Origin of the sequence: Paenibacillus sp. ISL-20, assembly GCF_018613005.1 — a bacterium.
Classification (GTDB): domain Bacteria; phylum Bacillota; class Bacilli; order Paenibacillales; family Paenibacillaceae; genus Paenibacillus_AQ.
Genome location: NZ_JAGGRD010000024.1, coordinates 53345 through 70509, shown reverse-complemented (window position 1 = coordinate 70509; position 17165 = coordinate 53345). Strand labels below are relative to the sequence as shown.

At 51.0% G+C, this 17165-nt stretch carries 17 protein-coding genes; 12 read left to right on the top strand and 5 right to left on the bottom strand.

Annotated features, from left to right (window positions below; translation table 11 throughout):
* Positions 1-5: 5 nt before the first annotated feature.
* A complete protein-coding gene (locus tag J7E85_RS14865; RefSeq protein WP_215159010.1) occupies positions 6-1400 on the bottom strand; it encodes a YheC/YheD family endospore coat-associated protein in 1395 nt (464 codons plus the stop codon).
* Positions 1401-1536: 136 nt separating this feature from the next.
* On the opposite strand from J7E85_RS14865, the gene J7E85_RS14860 reads away from it, so the two are divergent.
* From J7E85_RS14860 to J7E85_RS14845, 4 genes are all read left to right on the top strand, one after another.
* Positions 1537-2703: a DUF445 domain-containing protein gene (locus J7E85_RS14860; RefSeq protein ID WP_215159008.1), complete on the top strand. Its 1167-nt coding sequence runs from the start codon at positions 1537-1539 to the stop codon at positions 2701-2703.
* Between the two features lie 75 nt (positions 2704-2778).
* On the top strand, positions 2779-3126 hold the full coding sequence (locus tag J7E85_RS14855) for a YlbF/YmcA family competence regulator (protein ID WP_215159006.1): 348 nt from the start codon (positions 2779-2781) through the stop codon (positions 3124-3126).
* A gap of 141 nt (positions 3127-3267) precedes the next feature.
* Positions 3268-3555: a hypothetical protein gene (locus J7E85_RS14850; RefSeq protein ID WP_076324342.1), complete on the top strand. Its 288-nt coding sequence runs from the start codon at positions 3268-3270 to the stop codon at positions 3553-3555.
* A 177-nt stretch (positions 3556-3732) separates the two neighbouring features.
* A complete protein-coding gene (locus tag J7E85_RS14845; RefSeq protein WP_215159004.1) occupies positions 3733-5067 on the top strand; it encodes a DRTGG domain-containing protein in 1335 nt (444 codons plus the stop codon).
* Between the two features lie 71 nt (positions 5068-5138).
* Here J7E85_RS14845 and J7E85_RS14840 read toward each other — a convergent pair whose 3' ends face one another.
* The 3 genes from J7E85_RS14840 to J7E85_RS14830 form a co-directional block, all read right to left on the bottom strand.
* On the bottom strand, positions 5139-5450 hold the full coding sequence (locus J7E85_RS14840; protein WP_215158997.1) for a YtpI family protein: 312 nt from the start codon (positions 5448-5450) through the stop codon (positions 5139-5141).
* A gap of 90 nt (positions 5451-5540) precedes the next feature.
* Positions 5541-6044, bottom strand: a complete 504-nt coding sequence (locus tag J7E85_RS14835; protein WP_215158996.1) for a sporulation membrane protein YtrI — start codon at positions 6042-6044, stop codon at positions 5541-5543.
* Positions 6045-6047: 3 nt separating this feature from the next.
* The gene (locus J7E85_RS14830) at positions 6048-6374 is read right to left on the bottom strand and encodes a YtrH family sporulation protein (RefSeq protein ID WP_076324338.1); all 327 of its coding nucleotides are present in this window, start codon (positions 6372-6374) and stop codon (positions 6048-6050) included.
* Between the two features lie 178 nt (positions 6375-6552).
* Between J7E85_RS14830 and J7E85_RS14825 the strand changes: the two genes are divergently transcribed.
* The 8 genes from J7E85_RS14825 to J7E85_RS14790 all read left to right on the top strand — a co-directional run bounded on the left by J7E85_RS14825 (position 6553) and on the right by J7E85_RS14790 (position 15790).
* Positions 6553-10281: a DNA polymerase III subunit alpha gene (locus tag J7E85_RS14825; protein ID WP_215158994.1), complete on the top strand. Its 3729-nt coding sequence runs from the start codon at positions 6553-6555 to the stop codon at positions 10279-10281.
* Positions 10282-10426: 145 nt separating this feature from the next.
* A complete protein-coding gene (locus J7E85_RS14820) occupies positions 10427-10921 on the top strand; it encodes a phosphatidylglycerophosphatase A family protein (protein WP_076324336.1) in 495 nt (164 codons plus the stop codon).
* Positions 10922-11076: 155 nt separating this feature from the next.
* Positions 11077-11265: a hypothetical protein gene (locus J7E85_RS14815; protein WP_006212044.1), complete on the top strand. Its 189-nt coding sequence runs from the start codon at positions 11077-11079 to the stop codon at positions 11263-11265.
* A 92-nt stretch (positions 11266-11357) separates the two neighbouring features.
* Positions 11358-12251 carry an acetyl-CoA carboxylase, carboxyltransferase subunit beta gene (gene accD, locus J7E85_RS14810; protein WP_071218063.1) on the top strand — a complete coding sequence of 298 codons (894 nt, stop codon included), beginning with the start codon at positions 11358-11360 and terminating at the stop codon, positions 12249-12251.
* A complete protein-coding gene (locus tag J7E85_RS14805) occupies positions 12251-13240 on the top strand; it encodes an acetyl-CoA carboxylase carboxyltransferase subunit alpha (protein ID WP_213643621.1) in 990 nt (329 codons plus the stop codon). The genes accD and J7E85_RS14805 overlap by 1 nt, the downstream gene beginning before the upstream one ends.
* Before the next feature lie 111 nt (positions 13241-13351).
* Positions 13352-14779, top strand: a complete 1428-nt coding sequence (gene pyk, locus J7E85_RS14800) for a pyruvate kinase (RefSeq protein ID WP_098748411.1) — start codon at positions 13352-13354, stop codon at positions 14777-14779.
* A gap of 104 nt (positions 14780-14883) precedes the next feature.
* Positions 14884-15393, top strand: coding sequence for an acyl-CoA thioesterase (locus tag J7E85_RS14795; RefSeq protein WP_215158992.1), 510 nt, complete (start codon positions 14884-14886; stop codon positions 15391-15393).
* Positions 15394-15397: 4 nt separating this feature from the next.
* Entirely contained in the window at positions 15398-15790 is a 393-nt protein-coding gene (locus J7E85_RS14790) for an FxsA family protein (protein WP_098748409.1), read from the top strand.
* A 51-nt stretch (positions 15791-15841) separates the two neighbouring features.
* Here J7E85_RS14790 and ytvI read toward each other — a convergent pair whose 3' ends face one another.
* A complete protein-coding gene (gene ytvI, locus J7E85_RS14785) occupies positions 15842-16960 on the bottom strand; it encodes a sporulation integral membrane protein YtvI (RefSeq protein ID WP_215158991.1) in 1119 nt (372 codons plus the stop codon).
* Positions 16961-17165: the final 205 nt, after the last annotated feature.

Sequence of the window (17165 nt, the reverse complement as noted above, 5' to 3'; positions counted from 1 at the left end):
TTTTTTTAGAAACCCGTCAGATATTGACAGTACTGAACGAGTCGTACGGCTGACGGTCTTACTTTGGAGTCGGCATTCAGCGGTGCGTTTTCGCCTTTGGACGGCTTGGAGTTGACCTCCAGGAGCCAAATGCGTCCTGTCGTATCAATTGCCAAGTCAATGCCCAGCTCTCCGAAATGATAGGGAATGGCAGCCTCCAGACTATGAGCAATATCGAGCGCCACTTGATTCATTCGAGCGGGGGCCGTTTGCTTGGAGTTTAACGGGATACTGCTCATGGCAAGTGCATCCTTGACGGAAGAGAGTGTACCGCCTCTGGCGAGATTGGAAACAAAGTGGTTTCCGCCGGCAATGCGGGCCACGACCGAGGTCACTGCCCATTTGCCGTTTTTGTTTTTATGAACAAGCGCGCGAAAATCAACGTTTCGCCTATTGATGCGGATTAAATCCAATCCTTGCTGAATTTGATAACGCGTTTTTTTTATTTTTCCGGATAAGCTGCTAAACAGCTTTGGAAGCGAGGAGTAGGTATTCTTCTTGCTTCCTTCAAGAGAGGTGGTCATCGTTTGATAATGGCCGTTCTCTTGGCGGGATATCCGGATGATACCTTTTCCCAGACTACCCCGCACCGGTTTCAGGAAGACCGTCCGATAAGCAGCGCACATTTTTTTGAGCGTCGGATAACCGCTGAGCAGGTAGGATTCCGGCAAGTATTTCTGCAGTTTCGCATCAGGCCCGAGTGCCTCGAAGACATCGGATTTATCAAGAAATTTCTCATTAAAGATATGGGTGCCGAATTGTGATTTTACTTCTCTCATAAAATGCTGTACGCTAGGACTATTCTCCAGTTTGCGGGTAGACAGCCGGTTATTAATGACGTCCGGAGCTGGAACGCTGAGCTTTTTCCATCCCGCGTCATAAGCAATGGCTTCAAGTGTTGCCGGGTTCGAACCGATCATGTCAGGTGTGAAAAAATATACATATGCGCCTTGTTTCTTGGCCGCGTTGACCATTTCCAGACAGAAAGCTGAGATCGATCCGAAAGGTTTATCAGGTTCATCCGGTTGATAGCGGCTGACCATGATCCCGATAAGCGGACCGAGCTTCAGTGTTCTTTCCGTTGGATAATATTTGACATTCATGACGGTACGAGGAAGAAGTCCCGAATGGCTGAATACGGAAGGGCTTAGGGCCAGCGAGTTCGATTTTCCTCCTAAGGTAACGCTGACTTCCTGCTTGAAGGAGCCAAAGGCAAGCTGTACCTTTGAATCTGTCGGGATACGGAGCTGTCTTATGAGCCGGTCACCAAGCTTGATATCGTTATCCGAGAGCTGGGCTGAGCGGATTAATTGAGCCGATATCTTGGATTTGGTGTTGGATTTAATCTTGGATTTGCGCATGATGGATCTCCTTCCGACAACAACTGGATACTTAAGTGAACAGACAAAGACTTCATCTGATCATTGCATGTAATGCATCATATGAGGACATATATCCCTTGGTGATTGTACTGCTCGGGAAAAAGGAGTGCTTAAAATGCAGAACTGGCTGTTTATTTTGGTGAACGTGTGCGTTGCTGCTTTTGTTGGCGGCATAACGAACCACTTTGCGATAAAAATGCTGTTTCATCCCCGTGAAGAAAAAATCATCCTGGGTCGCCGCATACCCTTTACACCAGGGCTCATCCCCAAGCGTAAAGACGAAATAGCCGAGTCGTTGGGACGTGTGGTCTCGGATTACCTGGTAACAAGCGAAGGCTTGCAGGAGCTTATTCGTAAGCCGGTGTTTCGGGGTAAGATAGAGGACAGCCTCTATCGGAAGCTGGAGGAATGGAGCCAATCGGAGCTGAGCTTCCGGGACTTGGCGCTAAAGGTATGGAGTTCCGAACAGTGGGCGCAATTGAAGGTCCGTGCTGAACAATCGGCCCGCCAGCTTACGGCCCGGGGTGCCGCAGCAGTATGGCATGGCTACGGGCTGGAGGCAAAGCCGCTGAAGGAGCTTGTTCCCGGCTGGTCGGAGGAAACGATCCAGGGCTGGAGTGGGGCTGCCGCCGATATTGTGCTGAAGGAGCTGAAGAACACGCTGCTGTCCGCTAAGGGGCAGCTTATGCTTTCGGATGTGGCTTCTTCACTCATCGATAAGGCAGGCGGATTTCTCGGGACCATGGCTTCGATCTTTGTAGATGAAGATAAGCTGGTCCAGAAGCTGACGCCCATGCTGATTCAGCAGTTGGAGGGAGAGAAAGTCCGCAAGACCATCACGGATATCATCTCAGGAAAGCTGTCGTATTACGGTGATATGCCGCTTGGGAATCTCATCGAACATGCCGCAGATGAGCCGGGCCTAGCATGGATCACCCGAACTTTGGATGATAAGCTTCCTTGGTCCAAGTGGATTGAGCGGATCGAGCTTCTTCGCGTTAGCGAAGTGATCGGACCGCGAATGCCGGCCATTGGGGCAGCCTTGCCTGGACTGCTCGATAAGGGACTGGGCTTCCTTGAGCGAAGCATCCCGGCGGCCATGAAGGCTGTTAACTTGCCGCAGCTCGTTCAGGAGCAGGTGGAGAAGTTTCCAATTGAGCGGCTGGAAGAGATCATTCTAAGTGTGTCCGGCCGTGAATTCAGGGCCATCACATGGCTCGGGGTTCTGCTGGGCGGAGTGATCGGATTGTTCCAATCCATGATAATTGTGCTGTGGAGATGAGATGTTTGATGGAGTAAGGCGAAAGGCGAATTAAAAAAAACGGCATTTCGGCCGAATATATTGGAGGAATTAAAAATGAACATTTATGACAAGGCACATGATTTGGCAAAAGCGATGAGGGAAAGCAAGGAGGTAGAGGAGATCACCTCTGCTATGAAACTCGTGGATGCAGATCCGGAGAGCAGACGCATGCTGGATGATTTCCGTCAGCGCCAGATGGAGCTTCAACAGCGTATGATGTCCGGCGATATGCCGGCTCAGGACGAAATGGAGAAGATGGAGAAACAGTTTGAGGTGCTTAGCTTGAACCTGAACATTCGTCGTTTGTTTGACGCTGAGCGGCGTTTGAGTGTCATCATCGAAGACGTGAACAAGATTATATCGGACAGCCTCCAGCATCTGTACGGACCAGCTCAATCATAAAGCAATCTATTTGTAACCATGGTGCGGGCTGTTAATTTCGGATCGATTTCGAACAATTTTTAAAAACTTGTCTCATAAATTGCGCAAGCTCCTCATAGAGTAGAAATATAGATTTCAGAGAGTAGAGGAGCTGCGTTTACAATGAAAAAAAAGAAGAATAAGTTTAAACACACCGCTTATTTATTGGTTGCACTCGGCATGTTGATATACGCCCTTCCCAGCATTTCCTTTTCTGGCGGGTTCTCGTGGGTTTCGCTGTTCGGTGCAGTCTGGGCAGGATTTGCCCTGCTCGTGATCGGTTCGCATCTCTATTATCTTATCGGTGTAGATGAAGCGAAACAGAAAGCGCTCGATGAGATCCGTAAGGAGAAATTACGCCAATGGGAATTGAAATGGCCTGAGGAACAGAAGAGCCAGGAAGCCAATTAAGAGTTGGATCACAGCGAGAGCTGTGATGAACAAAAACCTCCTTTAAGGGATACGGTTGGATCGCCCATCCGTTATCCTTCATGGGAGGTTTTTTTGTATCTGACAGGTATGGGAGTGTCATAGGACGTGATATAATAGATACAGTATGGTACAGATAGTGTTCTGGGGGTGTAACAGTTGGACGTTCGAGATGATACGATTACTAAACACGAGCAGTTGGTTCAGCATATTGAAAGTTTGAAGGTTGGAAGCAAAATATCGGTACGACGGTTAGCTAAAGAGATGGGCGTCAGCGAGGGCACCGCTTATCGGGCGGTGAAGGAAGCGGAAAGCCTGGGCATTGTGGTCACGAAGGAGCGGATCGGCACGGTTCGTGTGGAACGGAAGCCGCGGAACATATCCGAGCAGCTTATGTTTGCCGATGTTGTTGAAATAGTGGAAGGGCATGTGCTTGGCGGTGCGGAAGGGCTTAATAAAAGCCTGCATAAATATGTGATTGGCGCTATGAAGGTAGAGGCGATGATCCGATATATCGATGCCGGAAGCCTCATGATTGTCGGTAACCGTGAAGATGCCCATTTCCTGGCACTTGAGCAGGGAGCGGGCGTATTGATTACAGGCGGTTTCGGAACCAGCCGGGAAGTGAAGCAGCTGGCAGACCAGTTGCATCTGCCCATTATATCGTCCCGTCATGACACGTTTACCGTCGCCTCCATGATTAACCGCGCCATTTTTGACCGTTTAATTAAGAAGAAAATTATGCTGGTGGAGGACATCGCTCATGATAAGCCGAAGAATCACCAGTTGAAAAACTCCGTCACCGTTCAGGAATTCAAACGGATTTCACAAGCAACCGGGGAAATCCGGTATCCGGTAACGGACGAATGGAACCGGGTCATCGGCATTGTTGGTGTCCGGGATGTGGAAGGGCTCGCCGAAACCCAGCCGATCGAGAAAGCGATGACCCGTAACCCGGTGACGGCAAGCATGAAAACTTCACTTGCATCAGCGGCGCAGATTATGATGTGGGAAGGGATCGATTTTCTGCCGATTGTGGATCGGAACCGCAAGCTGCTTGCAACGGTCACTCGTAAAGAAGTGCTAGGGGCACTGCGGGATGCGCGAAATCAGCCTCAGCTCGGCGAAACGTTTGATCAGTTGATCTGGAATGGGATTGCAGAGGATCGGGACGAGGAAGGGCGTTTGTTCTTTCACGGTTTTATCACGCCTCAAATGGCTTCAGAACTTGGAACGATTTCGCAAGGGGTGCTTACGACCGTGATGAGCCAAGCGGCGGTTAAAGCGGCCAAGGATATCAGCGGCTGGGACCACGTGCTGGACCATCTGTCAACGTATTTCATCCGGCCCGTGCAGATCGAGGATCCGATCGTCATTATGCCGAAACTGCTGGAGATCAGCCGCCGTACCTGCAAGATGGAGATTGAGATCCAGCATCAGACGAACCTGATTGCCAAAGCGGTCATGACGATGCAGGCGATCGATCACGGCTAAACTCCGGACAAAATAAAGGGGCATCCCGCAGGTCTTAATGGACCTTCTGGGATGCCCCTGTTCCGTTTAATTTAGCTGGCCGTCCTCGAATCCTTCTGTCTGCTGTAATAGGTGCGGCTTCTTAGGCCGGAAAATATATTAAATGCGCCAAGCACCAAGAATACGGCTTCTACAATGACAGCTGGCGTGGAGCCGCTGAACAGAAACATGCAGACTAGCGAAAGGGAAACCAGCATAATGCCCATATAGAGGTTCATCATGGACATATAGATCCCGCGGTCAGCGGGATCCGCTACTCGTCGTGCGCGAATGCTATACAGCGCGGCAGCGATTACGGACAGAACGAGGATAATGTATAGGATATAGTGGATGACTGTGATCATGGGATGGAGGGCTCCTTTATATTCAGTAACATGCTTACGATATAGCTAAAAAGCGTGTTAGATTCGATCATGTACAATACCGGTATTGTATCATGATACCGTTGACTTTGCATCTACATGATCAAAGCTAACCCAGATTTGAAGTACACCCTCCATGACGAGCATGGTCTTGATCTGGACCTTGTAATCCTTTTCGCGAACCGTATATATTTTGTCGCTGAGAAGTGAGCGCGTCAGTTTGCTGTCCGCGTCGATATCAAACACATTACGGCCCCGAAGGGCTGCCAGATCATCGCCCATAAGCCTGATGAGTTCTTTGATGATCACGGGATCCAGCGGCGCCCTGTCGTTTTGCTCGCTCCGGATCTTGATTTCTTTGATGACCGTGGATTGTTTATTGTATTTTTTTAACGAATCGATGTCTTTTTTATACTGAGTGATTTGGATCTGCTGGTCTTGATTCGTTTCCCATAGTTTATTGTAGGCTGCATGATAGACCGAGTTGTAGACGATGCTGCCGACAACCATCCCCAGCACGAAGATGGATGCGACCTGATAGAAGGGGCGGAAGCGGTGGGTTGGAGGTACGCGCATTGTTTAACTCCGGCTGGAGCACACCCATTTGACCAGCTCGCTGCCCATATGTGCTCCAAGAAATGCAAAGCCGAGATATAGAATTTGTTTGATCACAGGGGATAAATTACCGCCAAGCATATTGCTCTCAATGACCCGCATGGGATCGATGGTGCCTCCAATGGCGGCCGCAAGCGCCCAGATCTTAATTCGGTCTGCGACCTCCATCATGGTGTGGGTGGGGGGCTGCAGGGACAGCACGGCGCCTACACCTCCCACCATGGCTCCCCCCAGCACGATGCCAAAGGCTATAAAAAAGTCCAGGATCGCTTTTGATAAAAAAACGCTCATGCCCTCATGTCTCCTCTCTTCTCTTGGTGGATGTCACGGCAACCGCCTGTCCACGTATTCCCTAGTTTCATTCTATGGGCGGGCCTAGCGGGATTATGATAAAATGGTATAAAGACTTTTAAAGATATTCTTGGATTGATTTTAAATATACATGTACCGGCGAAAGGAAGGCGTTACGATGAGCTCTTTCGTGCATTTGCACGTGCATAGTGAATACAGTTTGCTCGATGGAGCGGCACGTATCGGTGACCTGGTGCGGGAAGCGGCGGCGCTTGGAATGAAATCGCTGGCGCTGACGGATCATGGTGTGATGTATGGTGCCATTCCATTCTATAAAGCCTGCCTGGCGCAAGGCATCAAACCGATTATCGGCTGCGAGGCCTATATCACGGCAGGCTCCCGCAAGGAGCGGGGAAGCCGCAAAGATCAGCCGATCTATCATTTGATTCTGCTTGCCAAAAATGAGACCGGCTATCGCAATTTGATGAAGCTGTGCTCGATCGGGCATCTGGAGGGGTACCATTACAGACCCCGAATCGATATGGAGGCACTCGCCGCCCATCATAAAGGCATCATATGTCTCAGCGCTTGCTTGGGCGGCGAGGTTCCCCAGCATCTGCTTCATGGACGTGAGGCGGAAGCGAAAGCCGCTGCGCTTCGTTACCAGGCGATTTTTGGAGAAGACTACTACTTGGAGCTGCAGGATCACGGAATTCCGGAGCAAAAGCGCGTGAATCCCCAGCTGATTCAGCTGAGCCGCGAGATCGGCATTCCGCTGGTCGCTACCAATGATGTGCATTATCTGGCTGAGAGCGATGCCGAAGTTCAGGACGTCCTAATTTGCATCGGCACGGGCAAAACGGTGGAAGATGAAGACAGGCTGCAAATCCAGACGAACCAGCTCTATTTGAAGAGCGGCAGCGAAATGGAGCGTCTGTACCCCCATGTGCCTGAAGCTATATTGAATACGGCTAAGATTGCGGACCACTGTAACCTGGAACTGGAGTTCGGCAAGTCCATTCTGCCGGAATACAGCACTCTTCCCGAAGGGAAAAATGCAGCAGAATACTTGCGGGATCTCTGCTTGAACGGGCTGAAAGGACGTTATGAGAATTCGGAGCGGTGGCAGGATGAAGCGCTGCGCAGCGAGCTGGAGCAGCGACTGAACTATGAGCTCGGTGTCATTGAGAGCATGGGCTTCAGCGATTATTTCCTGATCGTATGGGATTTTATCGCCTACGCCCACAGGCAAGGCATCGCGGTTGGACCGGGCAGGGGTTCATCGGCGGGCAGCTTGGTAGCTTACACGCTTCACATTACAAATGTTGATCCGATGAAATATAAATTGTTGTTTGAACGCTTCCTGAACCCGGAACGGATTACGATGCCGGATATTGATATCGACTTCAGTGACGAGCGCCGGGAAGAGGTCATTGATTATGTGGTGGATAAATACGGGAAAGAACATGTCGCTCAGATCATCACGTTCGGTACGATGGCGGCAAGGGCGGCCGTCCGTGATGTCGGACGTGCGCTGAATGTGCCGTTCGGGGATGTGGACAAGGCGGCCAAGCTGATCCCTAACCACCTGGGCATCAGCATCGCAGGAGCGATGGAGCAAAGCCCGCAGCTGAAGGAGCAGTACGAGACGAAGCCGAAGGTGCGCGAGCTGATCGATATGGCGATGAAGGTCGAGGGCATGCCCCGTCATGCTTCGACGCATGCGGCGGGCATTGTCATTTCCCGCGATCCGCTGACGGATGCGGTGCCGCTGCAGGAAGGCAGCGAGAAGACGGCGCTGACGCAGTATTCCATGGAGAGTCTGGAGAGCGTGGGGCTGCTCAAGATGGATTTTTTGGGTCTGCGGACGTTGTCCATCATTGAGCGTACCCTGCGATGGATTCAAGAATTGACCGGCAGAACACTCGATTTCGAACAAGTGCCGGATGACGATTTTCTGACGTATGAGATGCTGGGGCGCGGCGATACCACGGGCGTGTTTCAGCTTGAATCTGCGGGCATCCGGCGGGTGCTGAAGGATCTGAAACCTTCGGTGTTTGAGGATATCGTATCCGTCAATGCCTTGTACCGCCCGGGTCCCATGGAGTTTATTCCAAAGTTCATTCAAGCCAAGCACGGCCGGATAGAGCCGGAGTATCCCCATTCGGATCTGATCCCGATATTAGGCGATACGCACGGAATTATCGTCTATCAGGAGCAGATCATACAGATCGCTTCGACGATGGCCGGCTTCTCGCTCGGGGAAGCGGATTTGCTGCGAAGAGCGGTTTCGAAGAAGAAGCGCGAAGTGCTGGACCGGGAGCGGAGCCATTTCGTTTCGGGCAGTCTCAAGCTCGGCTATAGCGAGGATGAGGCCAACCGTGTGTACGATATGATCGTCCGGTTCGCGAATTACGGATTTCCCCGTGCGCATGCTGCTGCTTATGGCGTGCTGGCCTTCCAGACGGCTTATCTTAAGGCGCACTATCCGGTTCCGTTCATGGCTTCCATGCTGACTGCGGTTATGGGCAGCCACCGAAAGGTAGCCGAATACGTGCTGGAGGCCCGGCGGCTCTACATCGAGGTCATGGCGCCGGACGTCAACGAAAGCGGAACGTATTTCACGCCGGTCATGAGCGGCCCTGCTGCGAAGGGCGGCGATGATGAAGCCGGTCGTCCGGCAGGAGGCGGAATCCGATTCGGGCTTGCCGCGATTAAGAATGTTGGCACGCAAGCGGTGGAGAATATCGTCGAGATCAGGCGTGAAAAGCCGTTTGAAAGCCTGCTCGATTTTTGCCGCCGGGTGGACCTCCGCGTATGCAACAAGCGCGTGATCGAGTCGCTTATTCAGGCGGGGGCTTTCGATTCCTTGCAGGGTCACCGCTCCCAGTTGGTCGCCATGCTGGACGAAACGGTTGAAGCGGCCGTGAAGTGGAGAAAGGAACGGGATGATCTCCAGATTCAGCTCTTCGACTTCGTGGAAACGACGAATTGGGACATTGAATATCCGGACATCCCGCCATATACCGCAAGTCAGCAGCTCGAATTCGAACGCGAGCTGCTGGGCATGTATTTGTCCGGCCATCCGCTGGACGGCTTCGAAGATACGCTGACGGAATCCGGAGCGGATCGGTTAATGGATCTGCATGAAGCGGAAGATGAGTCGATGGCTACGGTTGCCGGGATGGTGGTTACACTAAAGACCATTACGACGAAACAGGGGAAGGCGATGGCCTTCATGGAGTGCGAGGATCAAATCGAGCGCTGCGAGGTCGTTCTCTTTCCCGAAGTGTGGAAGCGAAGCGCGCATCTGATTGAAAAAGGCGCGCTGCTCGCGATCCGGGCGAAGGTCCAACTGCAGGACGAAGGCTTCAAGCTGCTGGCCGAAGAAATCGCTCCGCTTGAGGCGCAAACCTTGAGCCAAATGGTTCAACGGAGCAAGGTTCGGGGACCAGCAGGCGGAAGAGGAAAATCCGGCGGAGAGAATAACGGCAGGGGTGTAAAATCGGGCGCAGTCGGCATGCCGACTGTTTCGGCCGGTAATCCATCGGCCGTCCCGACCCCGGAGCCGCTTGCCGCCCGGAGTGGCGATGATTCGACCTCAATCCGAAATGAAGCATCGGGCAGCAGCTTATCGCCCGAGAAGGAATCTCGTACCGTCGTATCGAATCATAAGGCTGAGCAGCGCGTGTTTGTGAAAATAACGGCCGATGCGGAGCAATCGGAGCTGCTGGTGAAGCTGAAAGAACTCCTGCAGCAGCATCCGGGGCATGTGCCAACGGTGCTGTTTTATGAGCGAAGCCAGAAGGTGCTTGCGCTTAGCGATGCCTATCGGATTAAGCCTTCGACAGAGCTTTTTGCCGAAATGGAGAGCATGCTGGGTAAGGACACCGTTAAAGTGAAGTGACATGAAAATTTAAGAACGTTTCCCATCCCTCCCGCATACAATTAGGACACTACAGGTAATGTTGGCCGAGTATTCGCATGAAGAAGGCTCTTCATGATAGAACCGGATTGAAAGAGCGCGGCCAAAGACGCGGGGGGGATTTGTGATGTCAATGGACTTGGCAGAAAGCATGCTCAGCCGCAGAGGAGTCAGCGTAAGCTCCATCGCGGATATTGTGTTGAAGCTGCAGCAGCGTTATCATCCGAAGTTAACCATCGAGCAGTGTGAAGAAAGTGTCCGGGCCGTTCTCGGCAAGCGCGAAGTTCAGTATACGCTGTATACGGGCATTGCGCTGGATGAGCTGGCGGAGAAGAAACTGCTGCCGGAGCCGCTGCAATCGATTATGGAGCAAGACGAACCGCTCTACGGAGTGGATGAGACCATGGCGCTTGGTGTCACGAGCATATATGGCATGATCGGACTGACCAGTTTCGGCTACCTGGATAAAGAAAAAATAGGTGTGATTGAGATATTAAATGAAAAGTCGGACGGGATACATGTGTTTCTGGATGATCTCGTTGCAGGCATCGCCGCTGCCGCTTCCTCACGCATCGCGCATAATAATCCCGATGCGGCCCATTATACCGCAGGTTCTGACTGATTTGCGCGAGCGGTGTCGAATCACTGCATACGGGTAAGATTTGGCTTTCAGCCCCCTGCTCTCTTTGTTGAGGTAAAAACTGAAGTATGTTATCATTATCCATTATATCGGCTCAGGATATGCCTGTGGGACGAGATTAGGGGGATCTGAAAGGCATGTGGACGGTAATCTATATTGCGCCAACTGCAAAGGTGGCGGAAATGATCAAGACCAGGCTAACGGAAGAAGGTTTTTTGGTTCAAAGCCGTCCTGTGAATCTTTCCAAACAGCAGTTTGAGATTTTGGTACCCTCCGGAGAGCTTGAGGAAGTACAGGAAGTGTTGAATTCGATATTGCACCCCTAGTTTCATCTGGGTTACATAGCGAAGCTTAGCGTACGGATCGGCGATGTGCTATTGCGGCGGCCATTCAAATTTACGGCTGGAGAGGTGTAGTTGTGTTTAAAGACTTATTTCAGAAAAAAAGGAAATACGCAACGATCCCATCGGAACGACTTGGGACAGCAGGGCAGCCTCAGGAAGGCGAACGCCCGAAACGGGAAATTCCGGAAGGTCTGATGAATAAGTGTGCTAAGTGTGGCACCATTCAATACAGCAAAGAGCTTGAGAAGAATCTGAAGGTGTGTCAGGAATGCGGACATCATATGCGCCTGAACGCAGTAGAACGGATTGCCATGACGCTGGATGAGACAGGCTTTGAAGAGTTTGACGCGGATATGATCTCGGTGGATCCGCTCAAATTTCCGGGATATGCGGCCAAGCTCGAGCAGCAGAAGATGAAATCCGGTCTTCATGATGCGGTTATTACCGGTCAAGGCTCGATTCTCGGCCAGCCTGTTGTGGTGGCTGTGATGAGTTTTGATTTCTTCACGGGAAGCATGGGCTCCGTCGTCGGGGAAAAAATCACCCGAGCGATCGAGTTTGCAACGGACAAGCGTTTACCACTTATTATTTTCTCCACCTCCGGCGGTGCCCGGATGCAGGAGAGTATTCTCAGTTTGATGCAGATGGCCAAAACAAGCGCAGCCCTGTCCAGGTTTAACGAACTCGGTGGGCTCTATATTTCAGTGATAACGGATCCGACGACCGGCGGTGTATCCGCCAGCTTTGCGACGCTTGGCGATATCAATATTGCCGAGCCAGGAGCCGTATTCGGTTTTGCGGGCCGTATCGTTATTGAACAGACCATTCGCCAGAAACTGCCGGATGATTTCCAGACAGCGGAGTTCAACTTGGCGCATGGTCAGCTTGACATGGTTATTCATCGGAAAGATATGCGCTCCATGCTTGGTAAGCTGCTGGAGATGCATACCGTGAAAGGGGGATTCTGATGTCAGGCGAATTGCCTTTTGAAATGCCACTTGCCGAAATGCGCAAGAAGATTGATGAACTGAAACAATTCGGACAGGAAAAAGGGATCGATTTCACGGATGAAATCGCCCGCCTGGAAGAACGATATAGTCGTTTGGAGGAAGAAATTTATTCTTCGATTTCGCCTTCCCAGAAAATGCATCTGGCCCGTCATCAGCAGCGACCGACGTCGCTTGATTTGATCCAGTTGATCTTTACGGATTTTATCGAGCTGCATGGAGATCGTCTCTACGGGGACGATCTTGCCATTGTCGGCGGCCTGGCCAAACTGGACGGTGTTCCCGTCACGGTGGTCGGTCAGCAGCGCGGTAAGGATACGAAAGATAATATCGCTCGTTTCTTCGGAAGTCCGCATCCGGAAGGTTTCCGTAAAGCCCTGCGACTTATGCAGCAGGCGAACAAGTTCAAGCGTCCCATTATCACGTTTATTGATACAAAAGGCGCATATCCGGGTAATACAGCAGAAGAAAGAGGTCAGTCCGAGGCGATTGCTCGTAATCTACGGGAAATGTCGTCCCTTGGGGTGCCTATTGTTTGTGTGGTCATCGGCGAAGGTGGGAGCGGCGGTGCTCTTGCGATGGCTGTAGGCAATCGTGTGTTGATGCTTGAGCATGCCATTTATTCCGCCATTTCACCGAACGGCGCCGCATCCATTCTGTGGAAGGATGCATCCAAAGCGGACCAGGCTGCGGAAGCCATGAAGATCACCGCTAAGGACCTGCTTGAAATGGAAGTCATTGAGGAAATTATACCGGAGCCTAAGGGCGGTGCGCACCGCAACTATGAAGAGACGGCTGCCGCCATTCAAAGCGCACTGATCAGCCAGCTGAAAGAGCTTTCCGTCATGGATGCCTGCGAGCTGAAGGAAGACCGGTACCGCAAGTTCCGCAAGATTGGCGAATTCGATTTTGCGAAGGCGGAACAGGAAGACGATTCTGTAAAAATCTGATGAGTATGTGACGATATGACAAAGTTCCTATACAAATTAGACTTTTTGTAGTAGATTTAGTTGTTGGAAAAAGAGATATAGAGAACCCTTTAATAAACGGAGGAAACCCAAATGCGCAAAACAAAAATTGTATGTACCATCGGTCCTTCCAGTGAATCGTTGGAAAACACCAAGAAGCTCATTATGGCCGGCATGAACGTGGCTCGTCTGAACTTCTCTCACGGCGACTTCGAGGAGCATGGCAACCGGATCAAGAACATCCGCCAAGCTTGCGAAGAGTTGAACAAAACGGTAGCGATCCTGCTTGACACCAAAGGACCGGAAATCCGTACAGGTAAACTTGAAGTGGAACCGATTGAGCTTGTACAAGATGAATATATCACCCTTACTACCGAGGAAATCCTTGGTGATAAGAATCGTTTGTCCATTACTTATAAAGAGTTGCCGCAAGATGTTCAAGTCGGATCCACGATCTTGATCGATGACGGTTTGATCGGTCTGACCGTGGTGGAGATTCAAGGCTCCGAAATCAGATGCCGCATCGTCAATGGCGGAACCATTAAGAGCAAAAAAGGTGTAAACGTACCGGGAGTCGCGATTTCGCTCCCAGGGATTACGGAAAAAGACGCCAACGATATCGTTTTCGGGATCGAACAGGGCATCGATTTTGTTGCCGCTTCCTTCGTTCGTAAAGCAAGTGACGTGCTTGAAATTCGCGAATTGCTGAAGAAGCATAATGGCGAGCACATCCAAATCATCTCCAAAATCGAGAACCAGCAGGGCGTTGACAACCTGGATGAAATCCTCGAAGTATCCGATGGCTTGATGGTAGCCCGCGGCGACCTCGGCGTTGAGATTCCGGCTGAGGAAGTTCCATTGGTGCAAAAACGCATGATCGAAAAATGTAACCTGGCTGGCAAACCGGTCATTACGGCTACGCAAATGCTGGATTCCATGCAGCGCAACCCACGTCCTACCCGTGCGGAAGCAAGTGACGTTGCCAATGCGATTTTTGACGGTACCGATGCCATCATGCTGTCCGGCGAAACGGCTGCAGGTAAATATCCTGTAGAATCCGTGTTGACCATGTCCCGTATCGCAGAGAAAGCGGAATCCGCACTGAACTATCGTGAAATGTTCTTGAAACAGCGTATTGCTCAAGATACCAGCGTTACCGAAGCAATCAGCCAATCCGTTGCGATCTCGGCACTCGACCTGAATGCCAAAGCAATCATATCGTCCACGGAATCCGGTCAAACGGCTCGTATGGTATCCAAATACCGTCCAGAGGCTCCTATCGTCGCTGTCACGACGCAAGACAGAACGATGAGACGTTTGGCACTGACTTGGGGTGTAACGCCGGTTAAAGGCGAACAGGCTTCTTCTACGGACGAGATGTTTGATTACGCGCTGCAAGGCGGCGTGAAGTCCGGTCTCGTTAAAGAAGGCGATCTTGTTGTGATTACAGCAGGCGTGCCGCTGGGCCGTTCCGGTTCGACCAACCTGCTGAAAGTGGATCAAATCCCACAACAGAAGTAATACAACAGTCAAGAATCCGTTGGATTCTGAATATAGCAGCATATGAGCAATGGACGATGATTCTGTCGACCATTGCTTTTTGCATAGATAAGGGGGTGATGTTGATGCCTAAGCCATCCGTACCGACACTAAGCCGCTGGTTCTGGACGTCATTTCGGGTGCGTTATCAGGAAAGCGATCAAATGGGTGTCGTATACCATGCTAACTATTTAAACTGGTTCGAGATCGGGCGCACCCAAATGATCCGTGAAATGGGATTTACGTATCGCGGAATGGAAGAAGAAGGCGTCCTGCTCCCGGTGGTTGATCTTGATATCAAGTACCGCCAGCCTGCGCGGTATGATGATCTCGTAACGGTATTTACCAGAATGACTGCTTTCTCCCCGCTTCGAATACACTATGAATATGAGGTCCGTTTGCTGAACGAACAGGAGCAGGCAGATTCGGGGACGATGGAGTTGTCTCCCGAATCCAGGCTTCCCGGTACCTTGTTAACGGCAGGTGCGACCCGACATGTATGGCTGAATCGAGAGTGGAAGCCGGCCCGACTGGATAAATGCTCCCCAAAGCTGTATGATGCATTGAGGGACACCCTTTGGGGGAGGAAGGAGTAGCTTCATGTTCAAATGGTTGCTGGCAGCGATTATCTTTGTGCCTGCTATTGAAATATTCGGCTTCCAGTTTGTTGCGGATCGCGTGGGTGGCATGAATACCTTGCTATTGACACTGCTGACCTCTGCGGTTGGCGTGGCCATGATGAGGTTCGAAGGTCGCAAAGCGATGGAAGATGCCAAGCAGAGAATGAACTCAGGCATGGTTCCGGGTGCTTCCATGGCTGATGGCCTATGTATATTTGCAGGTGGAGTACTACTTATTCTGCCGGGCTTTGTAACTGACATTATCGGCTTTACGCTGATATTTCCGTTGACCCGCCCGCTGTATCGGATTTTGCTGTTGAAATGGATGAAGAAAAATATGAAAAACGGCAAGATTACGATCTTTCGCAGATAATACAAACAGGATCACCCATAAGACCGGCCCCTTCGTGGGCCGGTCTATTTATTACCTGAACCTGCCTCCGATAATATAATTCCTTAGGTCCTTGAATACATGGGCCCGGTGGAATGCATCCAGGATGACAAGCGACACAGGACCTACAATCAATCCCAGAATGCCAAACAGCTTGAGCCCGACAAACATGCCCAGCAGGGCGGCGAGCGGGTCCAGTCCCACACTGCTAGCGAGCACCTTGGGCTCCATGATCTGCCTGACGATCAGGATGATGCTGTACAGGACGGTCAGTCCGATGCCGAGCGTCAGGTCGCCCGACATAAAGGCATACAGCGACCAGGGGATCAGGACGATGCCGACGCCGAGGTATGGGAGAAGATCCACCAAGCCGATCAGAAGTCCGATGGAGAAGGCGGAATCGACCCCGAGCGCATAAAGCGTGAGCATGACGATAAGGGCCGTGATGGAGATGAGGATCAACTGGGCCCTCGCGAATCCGAACAACGCTTTTTTCAAATCCGAGAAGATATAGATCATGGGTTTGCGAATGACGTCGGGCAGGATGCGGATAAGCACGCGATTATGGCGCTCCCAGCTGTTGCTGAGAAAGAATGTTGACAGTAAAACAACAATCAGAATCGTGCCTAAGTTCGGCAGGTAATAAATAATTTGCAAAATTCCGTTAAAAATACTGGTAACTAAATCGGTCACGGCCGTGCCAATCGTTTGTGTCGTGCGGGTAATATTCTGATTGATGGTATCGTGATAATTCGGGTTGTTCTGATAGAACCGGCTAATCTCATTGATGATATTCTGGAAGCTATCATTCTGCATCCAGGCCGTCAGCCATTCCATCCAGGTATCAATATGGAGATTGAAGGACTGGGACAGAATAATCAGTTCCTTGACCAGTCTGGTAACAGCCGCAGTAAGAATCAGCAGAGCCGCTCCGAAATACAGCAGCAGGGACAACGTGACGGCGAGCCACCGCGGCAGCTTCAAACTCCGCTGAAGCAGGTGGACGCAAGGATTCATGGCATAGGCGATGATCCAGGCCAGCAGGAAGGGATAAAGCAGCGGTAGCAGTACATATACCAAATAGGCAATCACGAAGATGGAAGACAGCACCCACACTCCCCTGCCAAAACGCTTGAGCATCAATCGTTCCAAACAATCACACTCCTTTGCAGCACTTCAGGGACGAGCAGAATCGCTCATTCCTATACGTATGCAAGGAGTTTCAATATAAGGATAAGGAGTTGGAAAACGCTTGTCTTCATGATTCGACAATGAGAATTATCACAGGTATAATGGAATTGTAAGTGATTTCAAAAAAATGTTTATGGTGTCGATAAAACAATTTGATGCGGCGAAT